We start from the raw sequence: 16,238 nt of genomic DNA on the forward strand, positions 1-16,238 counted from the left end.
GAACACCCCGATCCCCAACGCGGAGATCACCTTTACCATCACCACAGCCACCGACCGAACACGACGATGGCGAACCTAAACTTCCCGGTATTGGGTCTTGCCCTCGCCGCGGTAGCCGTCGGAGGCCCGGTTCACGAGCCGGCCGGGCATGTAGAGGACTTCTTGGCCGTGGCCCACGAGCAGGGCCAGCAGCAGCGCGGGCTCCCCGCCGGTCATGTCGATGGCCCAGGTGACCTCGCGGCCGTCGGCCAGCTCCAGGACATCGCCGATCAGCTTCAGCAGCTCGGGCTCGTCGTTGGCTACCCGCCGCGACAGCAGCGCTTGCCCTCCGCGTCCAGGGCGAGGCCGTGATGGTGCCCCTTGCCGCTGTCGATCCCCGCCCATATCCGGCTCATCGCGCTCCTGACGTCCTTGTTCGTGATGCTCGTACCACGGACGACCTCGCCGGCATTGCTCTACGCAGCGACTTGTTCGCTCACTGAGGCCAAGCTCGCGGCCGAGGAAACATCGTGGCACCTGGGTCTGGCGCTGTGGGCCGGTGCAGCCGAAGGCGGCGACGGGCTGTCTTTCAGCGCTGGTCTTACTCCCCGGGTCCGTCGCCACCAGCACCTGCGCGGCGGCAGGTTCGAGCGCCGGATCCGCTGGGCCTGCACCCGCATCACCTCGCCACCGAGTTCCTCGCCCTCTCACCGAGGTCCCGGCCCGGCGGGGTGCGCAACCGGCCGGTCAGCAGCCACGATCCACAGCGCGGCACAGTCCTGGCTCTGACTGGCAGGGGTCAACAGCACTCCACGACCGTGCGCGTCGACAGCTGCGCAACAGTCGAACCACGGAGGTTCCGCCGCACCCCTCGATCCTCAACACGTCCTATGCAGGGGCGAATCGCACCGCCGGGCACGGACGGCGAGAATGGCTCGAAACGAATTGCCCAGCGGGGTGTTACGTATAACCATGATCCTCGGGCCGGTGCTGTCGACCGACGAACGGCAAAGCCGGCCATACATTTCATCCGACCATCCCGGAGGAAAAGCATGAACAACATCACCGCCTTCCTGAATGACGACCCGCGTCTCGACGAGATCTCGATCGAGCAGGCCGAGGGCACCGTGCTGGTGGAGCAGGGCGTCACCGTGCTGGCGACCCCGTGCCCGAACTCCTTCGGGTGGGTCACCATCTTCGGTGGCTGAAACGCCCCGACGCTCTAGCCTCCGTGAGGGGCGGCCCAGCGACTGATCTCAGCACGCAAGTGAGCAGGTCCGTCGCGTTGACGGAGATGTAGATCTTCGCCACGGAGAGCCGGATCCCCGCGAGCCCGACCCCGGTTCACGTGACTTGCTGCGCTACTAGGCGACATGTCGGTGTTCAGGCCGTGATCTGAACCTTCGAGGACGGCCAGAGCTGATCCAGGGGCGCTTCGGCGTCCGATGAAGCACAGAACTCTGCCGGGCCAGAGGCGATTTCTGGCCCGGCAGAGCGCCTAACCCCGTTCATGGAAGAAGACGTGCTCACCCGTGTGGGGTGGGGAGGCCCTCATGAAGCTGCCGAAGAAGATCCTATCCGCGCTGACCGGACCGATCCCTGTGACCCGGTCGCAGGCCATCGGGCTCTCGGAACGCGTGTCCGCCCTCACCTCACTGGCCTCTTCTCTGGAGTACCTGGCCCAGCGAAAGCAAACGCGGAGGGGCGGACTCCATCACTGGCCCACGTCCCGTGGTGTGCAGGGTCGGTCGACCCCCGTGACCCGCAAGTTCCTCGACGCCATCAGCGGAGAGACGACCACTGCTGCGCTGCACGTGGCCCGGATCGCGGTGAGCGGGGGAATGCTGCTGCCCGGCCAGGCGCGGTGGCGGGGGGTGGGCAACCTCTTTCTCGGTGTCACCGCCGCCGCTCTGTATCCGCGGCACCGATACGGCACCGACGGGTCCGACCAAGTGTCGATTCTGGTGCAGACGGCCACCGGCCTGGCACGTCTGTCCAGCCGCCCGCAGACCCAGGACGCCTTACTGTGGTACGTGGCACTGCAGGCCAATACCTCGTACCTCGTGTCAGGTTGGATGAAACTGCTGGGCAAGTCGTGGAGAGGCGCTACCGCACTCGGCGGCGTCATGCGGACCAGGACGTACGGCCACGAGCCCACCTTTGCGCTGACGAAGAAGTATCCGAAGGCCGCGAAGTACCTCACGTACGGTGTACTCGCCCTCGAGTGCCTCTTCCCGGTGGTCTACTTGGCCGACGGTCGGCTGGCCCGGCTCGTGATCACCAGTGCGGGGGTGTTCCATGTCGCAAACGGCCTGGTCATGGGGCTGGGTCGGTTCGTCACCGGATTCACTTCCATGCACCCGATGGTCGCCTACACCTCTACCCCCAGGACGTTTCCGTCCGCAGCCGGCCGTGACGACCGCATCCTGCTCGTCGGAGCGACGCTGCTGGCCGGGGCCGCATCGGTGGCCGGGGCAGTCGCGGTCCAGCGACGCATGCGCGCGCTCGAAGGCTGGTCGCACTCCGGCTACCTGACGTCTCGCCATGGAAGCGAACTTCAGTACGAGCAGAGTGAGGGTGACGACCCCACCCTCCCGGCCCTGGTCTTCGTCAACGGCATGGTCTCCACATCGGAGCACTTCGCGTGGATCACGGAGAAGATCGAGCAGGAGAGCGGATACGGCGTGGTCACCTATGCCCGTGCCGGCTATGCCGGCAGCAGGTACAGGAGCACCTCCCCCTATTGTCTGGCGGAGTCGGTCGACGACTTGGTGGACCTGGTCCGCGGCGTCGTCCCGGAAGCCCGCAAGGTCGCGCTGATCGGTCACTCGCTCGGCGGTGAACTGGCCCGCCGGGCTGCCGCGGAGCTAGGAGACCGACTGCAAGCCATCGTCTATCTGGACTCCTCTCACCCCGCCGAGCTGAACCGGTCGAGCCAGCAGAACAAGGCTGCCGAAAGCCTTGCCGTCCTGATGAACACGATGACACGGTCCCTCAATGCCGGCCTCGGCATTCTCATGGCGCGGCCGGCCTGGCTGGAAGCACTGCCCGCCAACTGCCGCAACCGGGCTTTCGCCCAGTACGCCGACGCGCGCATGTGGGAGGCCGGCCGCCGTGAGTGGGACGCCGTCGAGCGGGAGTTCCGCGCCTTCGCCGGGAATCTGCCCGTCATCGGGACGCATGCCCTGGTGATCTCGGCTCAGCACACCGTCGACCGCGACCCGGAGCAGTTGTTGATGCACAACGAAATCGCCGAGTCGCACCGGGGCGAGGGGCGCCGGGTGGAGAGCTGCGTGCTGAATGGCGCCGACCACGACTCGCTGCTGACCGGTGCCCGGTTTGCCACCGAGGCGAGCCGCCGGATCATCACATTCCTCGACGGGACCCTGGCGGCTGACGCAGAGCAGGTGCGCGGCACGGAGGAGACGGGGCAGTGAAGCAGCTGACGAAGAAGGCCTTTACCGGCCCCGGTGCGGCCGCGCGGATCGTGGGCGCCGCCCTGCTGGTCGGCACGCTCGCCGCACAGCACCCAAACCCGACCTTCAACCGGCTTCAGCGTAAGGACACCTTCGCGCTGTTGCCGAACTGGCGGTTCTTCGCACCGGAACCGGCAGTACACGATTACCACTTCTTCTACCGCACACTGAACACTGCGGGTGAGACATCGTCTTGGCAGCCGGTCGACCTGATAGCCGGACGGAGGCTTCACCAGATCCTCTGGTTCCCCGGCCGACGAGCCGAGAAGGCCGTGTACGACATCTGCAGTGAGATACTGCAGATCCTCGACAAGGGCTTCTCCACGATCGTCCGCACTCCCGGATACAGGGTGATCACCGGGTTCCTACGGGAGTGGATAGACGCCGAAGCGTCGGGTGGTGACATCAAGGGGTTCCAGTTCGCTCTGGCACGGGCCACCGGATACGACACCTCCACCCCTCCGGAGATGATCTTCGTCTCGCCGTACACGCTCATGGACCCGGCCTCCACCCCCGTCCGGCTCCGAAGCCGCCAGCGGGGCGGCCGTGCCTCCTCACCCATGCCTCTTGGCGCCCCACGACTGGCCGACACGCCTACGAGGAAGCGACAGACCAGATGACACGCATCGACGACATCGGCTACGGCCGACAGTTCCACGGGTGGTACGACCGATTGTTTCCCAAGGACGGCATGGCCGACCTCACGGCGAAGAAGCTGGCGTCCCTGCACCCGGACCGCAGACTCGGCACCCTTGAGCTGGGAGCGGGAACCGGCCGCATCGCCATCCCGCTCTCCCGCGAGACCGGCCGGGTCGTAGGGGTGGACTCCTCGCTGGAGATGCTCTCGGCGCTGGAGAAAGACGCGGCGGCCACGAGCGCCGACGTCGCAGGGGTGCACGGTGACATCCGCACCTACACCGACGACCATCAGTACGGGCTGGTCTACTGCGTGTGCGGCACTCTGTCCATGCTGCTCGATCCCGCCGATCAGCAGCGGGCGGTCAGCCGGGCGGCTGACCGCCTCACGCCCGGAGGCATCCTGGTCGTCGAGACGCACAACAAGCCCGGCATCCTCGCTCTCCACGAAGGGCAGCGACGGACGACCTACTTCGTGCCCTACCCTGAGCCCGGCACGGGCCTGCAGACCCACTCGACGCTGATCCCCGAACGCGACCTGTGGCACTGCTCGCACATCTGGTTCGAGGCTGATGGCACCTCGCGGGTGGGCACGGAGATGAGCCGTCTCACCTCGCCGGAAGAGGTCGACGCCTACGCTGCTGCGGCCGGGCTCACACCTGAAGGCCGCTACGGCGACTGGAACTCAGCTCTCTACACACCGCAGGGTGCGATGTTCGTCAGTGTCTACCGCAAGGATGCTTGAACGGCACCCCATCGCACACCAGCCGAGGAAAGAGGCCAGTGGTGACAACGCGGCCCGCGGCACGGTTCGGCTTGCGCCATCGAGATCCAGCTCGGGCACGGTCCCTCTGGAAGAACGTCCACTCGGGAGGTACGGCATGACCGATGCCGCAGTCGTGGGCACTGGGCCGAATGGACTGGCCGCCGCCGTCACTCTCGCCCGGGCGGGGCTCAGGGTCTCATTGCACGAGAAGGCCGACACCGTCGGCGGCGGACTGCGCACCACGGCCCTGTTCGACAGCGAGATCCGGCACGACATGTGCTCTGCCGTCCACCCGATGGCCGCTGCCTCGGCGTTCTTCCGCCGCTTCGACCTGCCGGCCCGTGGGGTACAGCTCCTGCAGCCGGAGGTTCCCTACGCCCACCCCCTGCCGGGCGGCCGGGCCACGGCCGCCTGGCGAAGCATCGCCCACACCGCCGAGCATCTCGGAGTGGACGGGCCCCGGTGGGAACGCCTCATGCAGCCCCTGGTATCCCGCTCCACCGCCGTGGTCGACCTGGTCCTCGCAAGCCAGCGGGCCTTGCCCCGCGAGCCGGTCACCCCATTGGTGCTGGCCTCACGGGTGCTGGCCCACGCCACACGTCGCAGCCCGTTCACGACTCCGGAGGCCAGAGCCTTGCTGGCCGGCGTCGCCGCGCACGCTGTCGGCAAGCTCCCCTCCCTGGCCTCGGCGGTCGTGGCACTGCTACTGGCGCACACGGCGCACAGCACCGGCTGGCCGTTGCCCGAGGGCGGCAGCGATCGCATCGCCGAGGCGATGGTTGCAGACATCACCTCGCATGGCGGCACGGTGCACACCGGGCACCACGTCCGTGACCTGGCGGAGCTGGGGACCGTCCCGCTCGTCCTGCTGGACGTCGGCCCCAAGGAGTTCCTCGCCCTTGCCGGGGAACGGCTGCCCGCCCGCTACCGGCGAGCCTTGGGCCGCTACCGATACGGCCCCGGAGCAGCCAAGGCGGACTTCCTCGTCAGCAGCCCCATCCCCTGGGCCAACCCGCTCGTGGGACAGGCCGGAACCGTGCACCTCGGCGGTACCCGTGCGGACATCATCCGGCAAGAGACCGCGACCGCCGCCGGGGAGCGCGTCCCCGACCCCTTCATGCTCGTCGTCGACCCCGCCGTGACCGACCCGTCCCGGGCCGCGGCAGGCAAACGGCCCGTGTGGGCCTATGCCCATGTGCCCCACGGCGACACTCGTGACCCCGTTCGGCTGATCCGCGAACGGATCGAGGCTTACGCACCCGGGTTCACCGACACGGTCATCGCTGCCCAAGGCCGATCGGCCGCCCGGTTCGAGGAGTACAACCCAAACTACGTCGGAGGCGACATCGCCGCCGGCGCACTGTCCCTGCGCCAGTCTCTGGCTCGCCCGACGTTCCGCTGGGATTCGTATTCCACACCACTGCCCGGCGTGTACCTGTGCTCGGCCGCCACACCGCCCGGGCCGTCGGTCCACGGCATGTGCGGCCATCTCGCGGCCCTGTCCGCACTTCGCCGCCACCACGGCATCCGTACGGCACCGGACCTGTCTCCGCAACCCGGCCGCGCTCAGGGGTGACTGGTGCCGGTCCAGCCCTCCCCTGCGGGTCTCGGCAGGGTCGCGGGGCTTGCCGCATCACCGCCGCGCGCAACAAGGCCGGCCGAGCACCTGCACCGGCCCGGGTGCCCGGGTCCACGGCTCTCAGAACGATGTCGGCAGGAGCGCCGCCGTGGTCATTCCGCCGTCCGTCTGGGTGACATCGAGCGCACCTGCTTCCAGCAGGTGGTCGATGATGTCGGGCAGCCCGGCGCGCTGTGCCAGTCCTTGGACAACGACCAGGTCGGTGTCATGCAGGCCGACCCCGACGCGCCAGGAACGCTCGGGCATGGAGCGGGCTACCCGGTGCAGACAGTGCGCCGGCACGCGTACGGTCAGCAGCGCGTTGGCGGAACGTGCTTGAGCGGCGTCCAGCAGCCGGGCCATCCCCTGGATTCTTCGTTGCCGGTCGACGTCGCGCCACGCCTGAGGACTGGCAATGAGCCATGGGGTGCAGGTGCGGATCGTCGTGATGATCCGCAGCCCGTTGTGGTCGAGTGAGGAGCCCGTATCGACGACGTCCACGATGGCATCGGCCAGCTCTGGGATCTTCGCCTCGGTGGCGCCGTACGAATGGACCACATCCGCGCGGATTCCCGCGTCCTGAAGGAACCGACGGGTGATAGAGGGGTACTCGGTGGCGATGCGTGTGCCGTGGCCGAGATCCTGCACGGTCTGCGCCGCGTGTTGGTCCGGAACCGCTAGCACCACCCGCCAGGGGGCGTCCGTGGCCTTGGAGTAGGTGAAGGACACCACGCTCTCGACCTTGGCCCCGGTTTCCTCGATCCAGTCGGCGCCGGTCAGCCCGGCGTCGAACGTCCCGGCCGCAACGACCAGGGGGATTTCTCGCGGCTTGAAGAAGGCGATCCGTACGGGGCCGCCGTAGGCAATGGTGCCCCGATATGCGCCTTCGGACGGCCTGGTCACGTCCAGGCCGGCCGCCGCGAACAGGTCCAGGGTCCGCCGCTCGAGGGAAGACCCCTTGGGCAGGGCGAGGGAGAGCATGCGGTCCTCCTAGACGTGCAACAGCCGGTCAATTCCGGTGACAGGGGGTTCGGGTAGCGATGCCGGCCTGATCTCGATCTCACCCACCAGCATGTCCTTGGGGAAATCGTCGATAATCGAGGCGACGCCCTTGGCGACCGCGTGCGTCGTCATCTTGTGAGGATCCGCGTCCCCGTCCAGGTTGGCGATGGCGCCCGGCGAAATGAGACACGCGCGCACACCGTTGTTCCGTTCTTCCAACAGGAGTGTCTCCGCGAAGGCCGCCAGAGCGGCCTTTGCGGCGCTGTAGGTGGCACCGCCTTCGAAATACCGGGTGGCGGCGTGGCTTCCCATGAAGACGATCAGCCCGTGGCCGGATCGCAGTGCCGGCAGGATAGCCTGGGTCAGATGGAAGTTCGCGCTGAGATTCACCGCCAAGGACCTGTCCCAGTCCGCCTGGCGGATATCGGCTATCGGGTCCAGGACGCGGTCGACCGCGTTGGAAACGCAGACGTCGAGCCGGCCCGTCGCCGCAAGCACCCGGGCGACAGAGTCCCTGATCTGCTGGGGGTCCGCGAGGTCGCATCGCTCTTCATGGAGCCAGTCCTCGCCGACCAGCGTGCGATTGAGGGAGAAGATGCGGTATCCCCGCTTCCGCAGCTCCCAGGCGATGCTTCTTCCGCTGCCGCGGTTCGTGCCCGTGAGCAGTGCCACCGGGCGGTCAGCCGAGGTCATCGAACAGCCTCCGCCATTGCGAAGTGATCGCTGCCTGGGACGCTCCTGCTCGGAAGAGGTCCTTGTCCAACGGGGATCCGTCGGGATGGCGCAGGCGCATACAGTCCTGCGACACTTCGGATATCAGCACGGGCTCGCGGTCGTCCGTGAAGCCGAAGATCAGGCAGAAGTCCCACAGCTCGACGGGGTGGAGCCAATCGCGCAGCGTCGTGTTGACCGCCAGCGCCTGGCGGCGCAGTTCCTCGACCGGAAGGCCCAACGCGCGCAGGTAGTCCTCACCGATCGGCTGGTCTTCAGGGTCGACCCGGTAGTCGAATTTCACCACCGGCGCGGGCAGCGGCTGGTTCTCTTTGAACAGCCCCGGATACTTCACCAGTGTGGAGCCGACCGCACGGTTTTTGACGATGACCTCGAACGGCGGTGCCGGATGGTACTCAGCCACGTAACAAGTGGCTGAGAGGCGGTGGGAGAAGGCGGTGCGGATGCCCGCACCGGCCAGTTTCACGGCAGCCCGTTCATAGAAGTCCAGCCGCAACGGTCCGGTGTCCTGAACCAGTTCGTCTCGGTCGTAGGTGAAGCTGCGCAACGAGGGAATGATCTCGACTAGGCACAGGCCGTCGGGGAGCAGCCACAGTTTCTTGCTGCGGCCCTCAATGTCCGCAGGTCTTCCCCGCTTCCAGGCGAGAAGGTCCCCCACGGGGGAGTTGCCTGTCGCCACAGGGTGCTTCACTACTACTCCTATGTGCGGTAGGTATTACTGGGCCTTCTCGCCGACCAGGGCCACGTACGCCTGCGCCACTTGGGCGTCGATCTCAGGCGGGACCGGGACGACGCATTGGTCGGCAGGCACACGGCCGGACGCGATGGCTTCCAGGCAGCGGGCCTGCAGGGTGAATCCGAGGTCCATGGACTCGACGGAGTTCCCCAGGGGTCGGGGGCCGTTCAGATTCACCATGTGGCCCTCGGTGAGGATGTTGATGCGTTCGCCGCTGCGCAGCGTCAGGGTTTGCACTCCGTCTGCCGGCTTGGTGCACGTGAGGACGTCGGGGTGCGCGAGCAGTCCGGGTACGTCGATCTCCCACGGAAGGTGGCCCGCGTTGGCCAAGACCACATCGTCGGACAGGAGGGGGAGGTCATCCGCGGTGACGATTCCCGGGTTTCCCGTGGAGGTCACGATGATGTCGGCCGACGCGAGTGCCTCCGGCCGGCCGGGGACCGCGTATCCGTCGAGCATGGCCTCCAGGCGGCGGACGGGGTCGGCCTCCCACACGGCCACACGGGCGTGAGCGTTGGCGAAGTTCTTGGCGATGCCACGCCCACAGGCTCCATAGCCGACGACGGTGACCCGCCGTCCGTTGGTGGCTCGGTTGGTGATGCGCAGGAACGACTCCAGCACGCTCTGCCCAACCGCGTGGGTGTTCTCCGCGAACTGCTTGATCGGACTGTCGTTGATCACCAGTACCGGGCGCTGGAGCCGGTCACGAACCGGCACCAGCTGTGCCCGCCCCGAGGTGGTTTCCTCCGTTCCTCCCAGCAGCCCCGCGTAGGGGTCGTCGAGGTAGCGGAGGAACAGGTCGCCGCCGTTGTCCAGAAGCAGGTCGGGCCGGGTCGCCAGGATCCGGCGCACACACGCGTCCTGGGTCTGGGGGTCGCGCGTGCGATCGCCGATGACCGTGACTCCCTGCTCTCTCAGGAAGGTCACGGTGGAGCCCTGTGTGGTCCCGAGGTTTCCCGTCGCGACGACGTCCGCCCCACCCCGCGCCAGCACCAGGAGCAAGGTTGCCGTCTTGGGTTCGAGATGGATCGCCGCGCCGATCCTCAACCCGGCGAAGGGCCGGTCCCGCTCAAAATCGGCCGCTGTCGAGGCCAGCAGGCGACAGCTGCTGGCTACCCATTCCATGGTCGGCATCCGGACCATCCCCTATCACTGTCAACCTACTTCCGAGATCACGGTCGGGCGACCGTGGCTGCGGGCCACGGTTCAGGTCACACCGTGGAAACAGCCGACGCCCCGCCAGCCGCACGCTGGTCCGCGGCCAGCCGGGACTGCCCGGCCAGGAGGATGAGGACGCTGGAGGCGAGCCCCAGCACGCCGCACGCCGCTGCCCAGGTCGGACCGCTCTGCTCCAGAACCCACCCGGCGACGGCGGACCCCAGCGCCGAACCCGAAGTCATCAGCGTGACGAGCCAGGCGAACGCCTCGGTGACGGTGCCCGTCGGGGCGAGCTCTCCGACCATGACGAAGGAGACCGTCAGCACCGGTGCGAGGAACAGCCCGGTCAGCAGCATCAAACAGGACATCAACGGAGGCACGGGCAACAGGCACAGGAGTGCATAGCCGAGCGTCAGGCCGCCCGTCAGCAGCAGAGTCCGCCGCGCAGGTGGCACCGGCCAGCGCCGTACGGCACCGTAGACCAGTCCACCGACCAGGGCACCGAGGGCGTTCAGGGCCAGAAGCGTCGGGGCACCTCCGGGGAGCCGGTGTTCCTCCGCGTACGCCACGACGACGACGTTGAGAGTGCCGATGCCAACGCCCACGCCGGTGAGGCTGATCAGCAGGACGACGAGACCGTGGCTGCGCATCGGGCCGAGCCAGTCGGCCTGACGGGCCGGGGCCCGCCAGGCTCGGGTGGGAGCCGCAGTAGCAACGACGAGGACCCCCACGACCCCCAGCAACGCGGCGGCCCACAGGGCGCCCACGGGTGAGGCGAGGGCGACGCAGCCGGCAACGATCAACGGCCCGCCCACGAAGATCAGTTGTTGGGAGGCGGAATCCAGGGCGTAGGCCGACTCCAGTTTCCCGGCGTCGACGACCTCCGGCCACAGTGCCCGCAGGCAGGGCTCCAGCGGCGGGGTCGCCGCTCCTGCCAGGATCGCGCCGCCCACGACGGCAGCCTGTCGGTCGGGGGCCGCCGCGATCACGAGGAACCCGCAGCCCGCCAACACGGCTGTCCACAGCAGTACCAAGGGCTGACCGACACGATCCACGAGGCGGCCGAGCAGGGGCCCTGCCACGGCCGCGGCAATGGCGAACGCCCCCACGGCAAGCCCGACGAACCCGTACGATGCGCCGGCGTTGCGCAGTGCCAGGGGGATCGCGACGGCAGCCATCGCGCTCGGCAGCCGCCCGACGAGGGTGCCCACCAGCAGCCGGGTCGCGTAGCGACTTCGCAGCAGGCTCACATAGCTCATGGGGCGCCCTCGCCGCCGACGGAAACCGGGGCGTCCTCGATCAGGTGCAACTGCAGCGCGGCCAGTCGGCCGTCACGCAGCTGTACCTCGATGTCGCCGACGGCGGTGAGGCGACGGTGGACGGAGGCTTCGCGGATGCTGATCCATACGACATCGGCCTCCGCGTCCAGCAGCCACTCCCCTCCCTCGTGCGCGATCCATGTCCGTGGGCGCTGCGCCTGAGGTACACAGTGCGTGAGCGCCTCCGGCGCACCCGACAGGTCCACTTCCACAGGCTGCCCCTGATCGTCGAGGGCCACCGTGACGCGCGTCCGGAAGCCGATGCGCGTCATGGTGATGTCGTTGGGCCCTGGCTGTGCCACGCTCAGGAAGCGGGTGAGCGGGTCCCAGTGGACGCGGGTGCCACCGGGGTGGGAGAGGGTGTTCTCCTTCCCCCATTGTGAGCGGAACTCGGCGGCGAACCTGTGCAGTTGGAAGGTGCGCTCGGCGGCCAGGCGCTGGGCCGGATCCGTCAGCATGTCCTTCTCGAGCTGAACCAGCTTCTCGTACAGATGGGCCAGGACCGACGACGTCTCTCCTTCCTCGTACAGCTCCTTCAGCCGGGCGCCGGGGTCCCACAGCGGCTCCCCTAGCAATCCGCCGAACGCGAAGGCGCGTCCGATGCCGACGGCGCCCATCGCGTCGAGGTTGTCCGCGTCATGCACGGCGGCAGCGATCAGGTCCTCGCCGTCGAGGGCGTCGCCTCCGAAGCGGTAGCGCCCTGTCTGCTCGACCGCGTGCAGGATCGTTTCGTGCAGCTCCTGCGGGACCTCGCACCGTACGAGGACGTCCAGAATGGCGGTACGAGCCTCCTCGGGGCGGATAGGCCGCCGTCCCTGCCTGGCCTCCTCCACCCGGTGGTAGTCGTGGACGTACGCGGCTACTTGGGCGGTCAGCGGATCGGCGTTCAGACGTGCCGCGATGTCCCCAGCCAGGGTCGCGACCCGGTCGAGGTGATGGATGTCGTGTGCTGAGTCGGCCGAGGCGAAGTCCGCCAGGACATGGGCGCGGACCCGGTCGAGAAGTGTCACCATTGCCGCCCGTATTCCTCGCGCCATGCTTGGGCCAGTTCCTGCTGCACTCGGGGGTCGAGGCGGTGCATTCCCGGGCTCCAGGCTCGGCTGGCCAGCTCACGCGTGCACAGGTACAGCTCCGTGTAGACCAGGTCGAGTACGGAACCGAGGATGCTCTGCTCCAGGAAGTTCACCGGCTTGCCCTGGTTGAGCAAGTACACCGTGCGGTTGGCGACCTGCAGCTCCATGACTTCGTCCGCTTCGACGAGCGTGTCGGCGCTGCGGCATATTCCTTCGACATCGAACTCGACCTGCTTGGAGCTGCCGCTGGCCAGGACGACGCCGTCACGCAGCAGGGACAGGTCATCGACGGTGAGTGCGCGGTGTCCCGAAACGCCGATGATCGCCTCCGCCCAGCCCAGCAGGTCCTCCCGCGCCCCGACCCGGAAGCCGTGCACCACGGCGGCTGACATCCGCACCTCGTCGGGGTCGTAGACCGCGACCTGGGCACCGGTCCGTCGCAGGTGTTCGGCCAGGGCCGTACCGATGCCGCCGTAGCCGAGCACCAGTACCCGCCGCTCGCTGAGCAGCCGGTAGAAGCGTCGGCGCAGCAGTCGCTCAACACTGTAGGCCACCGAGCGCCCCACCTGGACGTCCTCCAGCGCCTTGAGCGGGCTGTCCGCGATGGTGAACACGGGCAGTGGTAGCGGCATGTTCCGCTCGTATCGCCACTGCCCCTGCTTGGTGTCCTCCACTATGCCCCGCACGTTGGGGTGCTGGGCGAGCTCGTCAACCGCGTCGGCACAGTATCCGCCCACCTCCTGCACGACCACGGGGAGCTTGCTCTCGCGGGCCGCACGCGCCGCGTCGCTCACGGCGATCGCTCCGACCTCCCCGATCGATTCGGGCAGGGTTACCGGAAGGTCATCGAGCAGGGCAAGTGCCTCGGGCTGCGCGCTGTAGGGGACGGGCACCACGCTCACCAGGTCCATGCTGCGTTCGAATAACCGCACAAAGGGCACAGCCGTGTCGAGGAGGTGCGTGACGAGTACGAGACGAGCGGGCGGCATGGGCCAGCGAGTCTGGGCGTCCTGCAGCACCGGCAGGTCACCGGCGCGCGCAGCATGGCCGGCGCCCGAGGGTGCAATGGGGACGGCGGGGCTGAGCATGTTCGTCACTAAACGCTCCTGTCAGTAGAAGGCGACAGATGAGGTACTGGCCGTGGTGCGAGCGACCGACATCAAGTTATACGTAACACTGTTATACGTAACACCCGCTGGGCAAGCCGTTTCTGGCCAACCTCGCCAGCGGCCACACCGCGCCTTGGATGACGCGCATCAGGCGGTAGCCTCTACTCGCGGCGTGCCCCGCACGTCCCCGACTACAGCAAGCCCTGCAGCAGGTGCGCAGCGGCTTCCCCCAGGGAAGGTGGTCCATGGTCTCCGGTTCCCGTCGCGAGGGCGCGTCCGACAGAGACCACCCGGACTCCGGGGCAGTCACACCGTCCGGTGCGGGCAGCGCATCAACACCCCGACGGCCCACCTCTCACGACGTCGCGCGCCTTGCGGGGGTCTCCCAAGCCAGCGTGTCCCTGGTGTTCTCGGGCAAGGGCAGCAAACGCATCTCCGCGGCGACGGAGAAACGGGTGCGGGACGCCGGTGAGCGGCTCGGCTACCGACCTCAGGCAGCAGCCCGGCAACTCCGCATGGGGCGTACGGGGTTAGTACTTCTGGCCGTTCCCAACATCCGCGGGCCCTTGTTCGCCCAGGTGCTGGCTGGCGCCCATGACGCAGCCGAGGCCCATGGCCTGACGGTCGTGGCAAGTTCCAGTTGGAACAGCCGGACACTGACACGTGTGCTCTCTGCGAACCAGTTCGACGGCTTGGTGATCTGCTCGCCGAACGACCGGCAGATCGACGAACTGCCGCCCTTCGTGCCCACCGTCCTCATCGACTCCGACCCGGCTCTGTCCGGGCAGAACCGACCGGTCGTCGATCTCGACGTCGCGGGTGGAATGCGCACGGCCGTCGGGCACCTGGTGGACCTCGGGCACCACTCGATCGGCCACCTGCGCTACCAGCGGGCCTCGTACAGTTTCCGGTCCCGGCAGGCTGGTTTCGAGGTCGCCACCCGGGATCTGCGGGTCACCGAGCTCTCCATACCTCTCGAAGAGACGCTCGACCCGGCACTGGAAGCGGCACTCAAACTGCTGAGCGATCGCACACCGCCCCGCGCGGTGGTGTGTGACGACGACGTTGCCGCCACCGCCGTCTACCGCGCCGCCGCAGCGCTCGGCATGCGGGTGCCCGATGACGTATCCGTCGTGGGCATCGACAACGCAAACATCGCGGGCTTATTGCTCCCTGGCTTGACGACGGTCGATCTGCACGGCGAGGAGCTGGGCAATCTAGGGGTCGACACCATGGCAGCGATGTTGCGCGAGGAAACCGTGGAGCCGTTGAAGCAGGTGCGCACGGACCTGGTGATACGGAAGTCCACCTGCCCCGCAAGATGAGGGTCGCCTGCACGCCGGACCGGGCGCTGTCGGTCCGGTTGGCGCGCCGAAGCCAGGAATTGCTTCGGTTTGTCGGGCATCCGAAACCTGGCCTCACGCCGGGGGAGGGATGTCCGTGATAGAGAGCATTCCCAAGGAAGGAGCCGCAGCCGCGGTGACAGTGCACGGCCGATTTCAAGGCCGAGGCCCTCCCCGGGCCGCGGCCCGCTGAGCGTGCAGATCCCCGACCCGCCCGGGATCGGAGGCACTCAGCCCTAGGCGATCACCACCGAGGTGAGGTCGTGCGAATGCTGCGCCACAGCCACCGCACACCACAACAGCCCTCAGCAGCCGACCACCACCGCCTCAGCTCCGAGCAGCGCCGCCGCTTCCGCCTAGCCGTCACCGCCTTCGTCGACGACCTGCGCGCCGGACAGTTCCGCGCCGTACTCCACCATTCAAGGGCGTCCGGTCCGCTCCCGGTGTCTACGAAGCACTCGGCAAGCAAATGCTCGCCCTCCTTGTTCAGCTGGAGGCCACCTGCATCGCCTCCGACAACCTTGCCAAGGCAGTGGAGGAGCCTTTCCCTGAGCATCCGGACGCCGAGATCCTGCTGAGCTTCCCCGGGCTGGGCATTCGGCTCGCCGCCCGGTCCTGTCTGAGATGGGGGACAACCGCACGCGCTCGACAACAGCGGAGGCACAGCCGACGGAAACCGCATCCAGATCTGGGACTGCAACGGCGGCGACCCCCAGAGGTTCGAGATTCGCGAGAACGGCGAGATCCGCATCCTTGGCAAGTGCGTGGACGCCGCCAACAACGGCACCCTGGTCCAGCTGTGGACCTGCGGCGGCACCGGCCCCCAGCAGTGGCTGCCGCAGGCCGACGGCAGCCTCTACAACCCGATGAACAACCGTTGCATGGACCTGCCCCAGGGCCGCACGGACAACGGCATCCAGCTCCAGCTGTGGCAGTGCAACGGCTCCAACGCCCAGTGCTGGCCCGCCGCCGGCCTCGCCTCACCCCTGGGCGCCACCGCCTGACCCAGCCCCTTCTCCACCGGCTCGCCTCCTCCGGCAACCCCGGGGAGGTGGGCCCTTGCGCGCCCCCCTCACCGCTTGCTGCTTCTGGACCACTGTCAGCACAGTGTGATCCAGCCGTCCGGGATCCAGCCGCTCACGTACCCGTCGAGGAAGACATCCAGGTCTGGGATACCTAAATCCCCTACGGATCTGGCGACTTGGGCGTACTCAACCCAGCACACCCTCTCCCCTCCCGCTCCGGGATACATGGCGGAGGCCGAGCCCAGATGCGCGGTGAAGACCCGAGT

At 67.9% G+C, this 16,238-nt stretch carries 14 protein-coding genes and 2 pseudogenes; 8 read left to right on the forward strand and 8 right to left on the reverse strand.

Going from position 1 to position 16,238, the window contains the following annotated elements:
* Positions 1-81 precede the first annotated feature (81 nt).
* Positions 82-395: pseudogene (locus tag ACIQUT_RS28210) on the reverse strand (IS110 family transposase); the annotation flags it as partial.
* Between the two features lie 636 nt (positions 396-1,031).
* On the opposite strand from ACIQUT_RS28210, the gene ACIQUT_RS28215 reads away from it, so the two are divergent.
* The 5 genes from ACIQUT_RS28215 (at position 1,032) to ACIQUT_RS28235 (ending at position 6,433) form a co-directional block, all read left to right on the forward strand.
* Positions 1,032-1,187 (forward strand): hypothetical protein, encoded by a 156-nt coding sequence (locus ACIQUT_RS28215; RefSeq protein ID WP_403566765.1) that lies wholly within the window; start codon positions 1,032-1,034, stop codon positions 1,185-1,187.
* A gap of 345 nt (positions 1,188-1,532) precedes the next feature.
* Positions 1,533-3,416, forward strand: coding sequence for an alpha/beta fold hydrolase (locus ACIQUT_RS28220; protein WP_403566767.1), 1,884 nt, complete (start codon positions 1,533-1,535; stop codon positions 3,414-3,416).
* Positions 3,413-4,075: a hypothetical protein gene (locus ACIQUT_RS28225; protein ID WP_403566768.1), complete on the forward strand. Its 663-nt coding sequence runs from the start codon at positions 3,413-3,415 to the stop codon at positions 4,073-4,075. The genes ACIQUT_RS28220 and ACIQUT_RS28225 overlap by 4 nt, the downstream gene beginning before the upstream one ends.
* A complete protein-coding gene (locus tag ACIQUT_RS28230; RefSeq protein ID WP_403566770.1) occupies positions 4,072-4,836 on the forward strand; it encodes a class I SAM-dependent methyltransferase in 765 nt (254 codons plus the stop codon). The genes ACIQUT_RS28225 and ACIQUT_RS28230 overlap by 4 nt, the downstream gene beginning before the upstream one ends.
* Before the next feature lie 136 nt (positions 4,837-4,972).
* Positions 4,973-6,433, forward strand: a complete 1,461-nt coding sequence (locus tag ACIQUT_RS28235; RefSeq protein WP_403566772.1) for a phytoene desaturase family protein — start codon at positions 4,973-4,975, stop codon at positions 6,431-6,433.
* A gap of 123 nt (positions 6,434-6,556) precedes the next feature.
* On the opposite strand, the gene hisG is transcribed toward ACIQUT_RS28235, so the two are convergent.
* The 7 genes from hisG to ACIQUT_RS28270 form a co-directional block, all read right to left on the reverse strand.
* Positions 6,557-7,456 carry an ATP phosphoribosyltransferase gene (gene hisG, locus ACIQUT_RS28240; protein ID WP_403566774.1) on the reverse strand — a complete coding sequence of 300 codons (900 nt, stop codon included), beginning with the start codon at positions 7,454-7,456 and terminating at the stop codon, positions 6,557-6,559.
* 9 nt (positions 7,457-7,465) lie between these two features.
* Positions 7,466-8,170 (reverse strand): SDR family oxidoreductase, encoded by a 705-nt coding sequence (locus ACIQUT_RS28245; protein ID WP_403566775.1) that lies wholly within the window; start codon positions 8,168-8,170, stop codon positions 7,466-7,468.
* The gene (locus ACIQUT_RS28250; RefSeq protein ID WP_403566776.1) at positions 8,157-8,900 is read right to left on the reverse strand and encodes a phosphoribosylaminoimidazolesuccinocarboxamide synthase; all 744 of its coding nucleotides are present in this window, start codon (positions 8,898-8,900) and stop codon (positions 8,157-8,159) included. The genes ACIQUT_RS28245 and ACIQUT_RS28250 overlap by 14 nt, the downstream gene beginning before the upstream one ends.
* A gap of 24 nt (positions 8,901-8,924) precedes the next feature.
* A complete protein-coding gene (locus ACIQUT_RS28255) occupies positions 8,925-10,079 on the reverse strand; it encodes an adenosylhomocysteinase (RefSeq protein WP_403566777.1) in 1,155 nt (384 codons plus the stop codon).
* A 77-nt stretch (positions 10,080-10,156) separates the two neighbouring features.
* Positions 10,157-11,362 (reverse strand): MFS transporter, encoded by a 1,206-nt coding sequence (locus ACIQUT_RS28260; protein ID WP_403566779.1) that lies wholly within the window; start codon positions 11,360-11,362, stop codon positions 10,157-10,159.
* Positions 11,359-12,435, reverse strand: a complete 1,077-nt coding sequence (locus tag ACIQUT_RS28265; protein WP_403566780.1) for an HD domain-containing protein — start codon at positions 12,433-12,435, stop codon at positions 11,359-11,361. Before ACIQUT_RS28265 ends, ACIQUT_RS28260 begins: the two co-directional genes overlap by 4 nt.
* The gene (locus ACIQUT_RS28270; protein ID WP_403566965.1) at positions 12,429-13,583 is read right to left on the reverse strand and encodes an NAD(P)-dependent oxidoreductase; all 1,155 of its coding nucleotides are present in this window, start codon (positions 13,581-13,583) and stop codon (positions 12,429-12,431) included. Before ACIQUT_RS28270 ends, ACIQUT_RS28265 begins: the two co-directional genes overlap by 7 nt.
* A 266-nt stretch (positions 13,584-13,849) precedes the next feature.
* Between ACIQUT_RS28270 and ACIQUT_RS28275 the strand changes: the two genes are divergently transcribed.
* From ACIQUT_RS28275 to ACIQUT_RS28285, 3 genes and pseudogenes are all read left to right on the forward strand, one after another.
* Positions 13,850-14,929, forward strand: a complete 1,080-nt coding sequence (locus ACIQUT_RS28275) for a LacI family DNA-binding transcriptional regulator (protein WP_403566782.1) — start codon at positions 13,850-13,852, stop codon at positions 14,927-14,929.
* A 463-nt stretch (positions 14,930-15,392) separates the two neighbouring features.
* Positions 15,393-15,611: pseudogene (locus tag ACIQUT_RS28280) on the forward strand (IS110 family transposase); the annotation flags it as partial.
* A 22-nt stretch (positions 15,612-15,633) separates the two neighbouring features.
* Positions 15,634-15,951: a ricin-type beta-trefoil lectin domain protein gene (locus ACIQUT_RS28285; protein WP_403566967.1), complete on the forward strand. Its 318-nt coding sequence runs from the start codon at positions 15,634-15,636 to the stop codon at positions 15,949-15,951.
* Positions 15,952-16,238 lie beyond the last annotated feature (287 nt).

Origin of the sequence: Streptomyces sp. NPDC090445, from assembly GCF_044769385.1 — a bacterium.
In the GTDB taxonomy this organism is placed as follows: Bacteria; Actinomycetota; Actinomycetes; order Streptomycetales; family Streptomycetaceae; genus Streptomyces.

Bases quoted from the DNA above. Each gene is read 5' to 3' on its own strand.
- ACIQUT_RS28215 (WP_403566765.1), top strand. From the start codon at position 1,032: ATGAACAACATCACCGCCTTCCTGAATGACGACCCGCGTCTCGACGAG.
- ACIQUT_RS28220 (WP_403566767.1), top strand. From the start codon at position 1,533: ATGAAGCTGCCGAAGAAGATCCTATCCGCGCTGACCGGACCGATCCCT.
- ACIQUT_RS28230 (WP_403566770.1), top strand. From the start codon at position 4,072: ATGACACGCATCGACGACATCGGCTACGGCCGACAGTTCCACGGGTGG.
- ACIQUT_RS28235 (WP_403566772.1), top strand. From the start codon at position 4,973: ATGACCGATGCCGCAGTCGTGGGCACTGGGCCGAATGGACTGGCCGCC.
- hisG (WP_403566774.1), bottom strand. From the start codon at position 7,456: ATGCTCTCCCTCGCCCTGCCCAAGGGGTCTTCCCTCGAGCGGCGGACC.
- ACIQUT_RS28245 (WP_403566775.1), bottom strand. From the start codon at position 8,170: ATGACCTCGGCTGACCGCCCGGTGGCACTGCTCACGGGCACGAACCGC.
- ACIQUT_RS28255 (WP_403566777.1), bottom strand. From the start codon at position 10,079: ATGCCGACCATGGAATGGGTAGCCAGCAGCTGTCGCCTGCTGGCCTCG.
- ACIQUT_RS28260 (WP_403566779.1), bottom strand. From the start codon at position 11,362: ATGAGCTATGTGAGCCTGCTGCGAAGTCGCTACGCGACCCGGCTGCTG.
- ACIQUT_RS28265 (WP_403566780.1), bottom strand. From the start codon at position 12,435: ATGGTGACACTTCTCGACCGGGTCCGCGCCCATGTCCTGGCGGACTTC.
- ACIQUT_RS28270 (WP_403566965.1), bottom strand. From the start codon at position 13,583: ATGCTCAGCCCCGCCGTCCCCATTGCACCCTCGGGCGCCGGCCATGCT.
- ACIQUT_RS28275 (WP_403566782.1), top strand. From the start codon at position 13,850: ATGGTCTCCGGTTCCCGTCGCGAGGGCGCGTCCGACAGAGACCACCCG.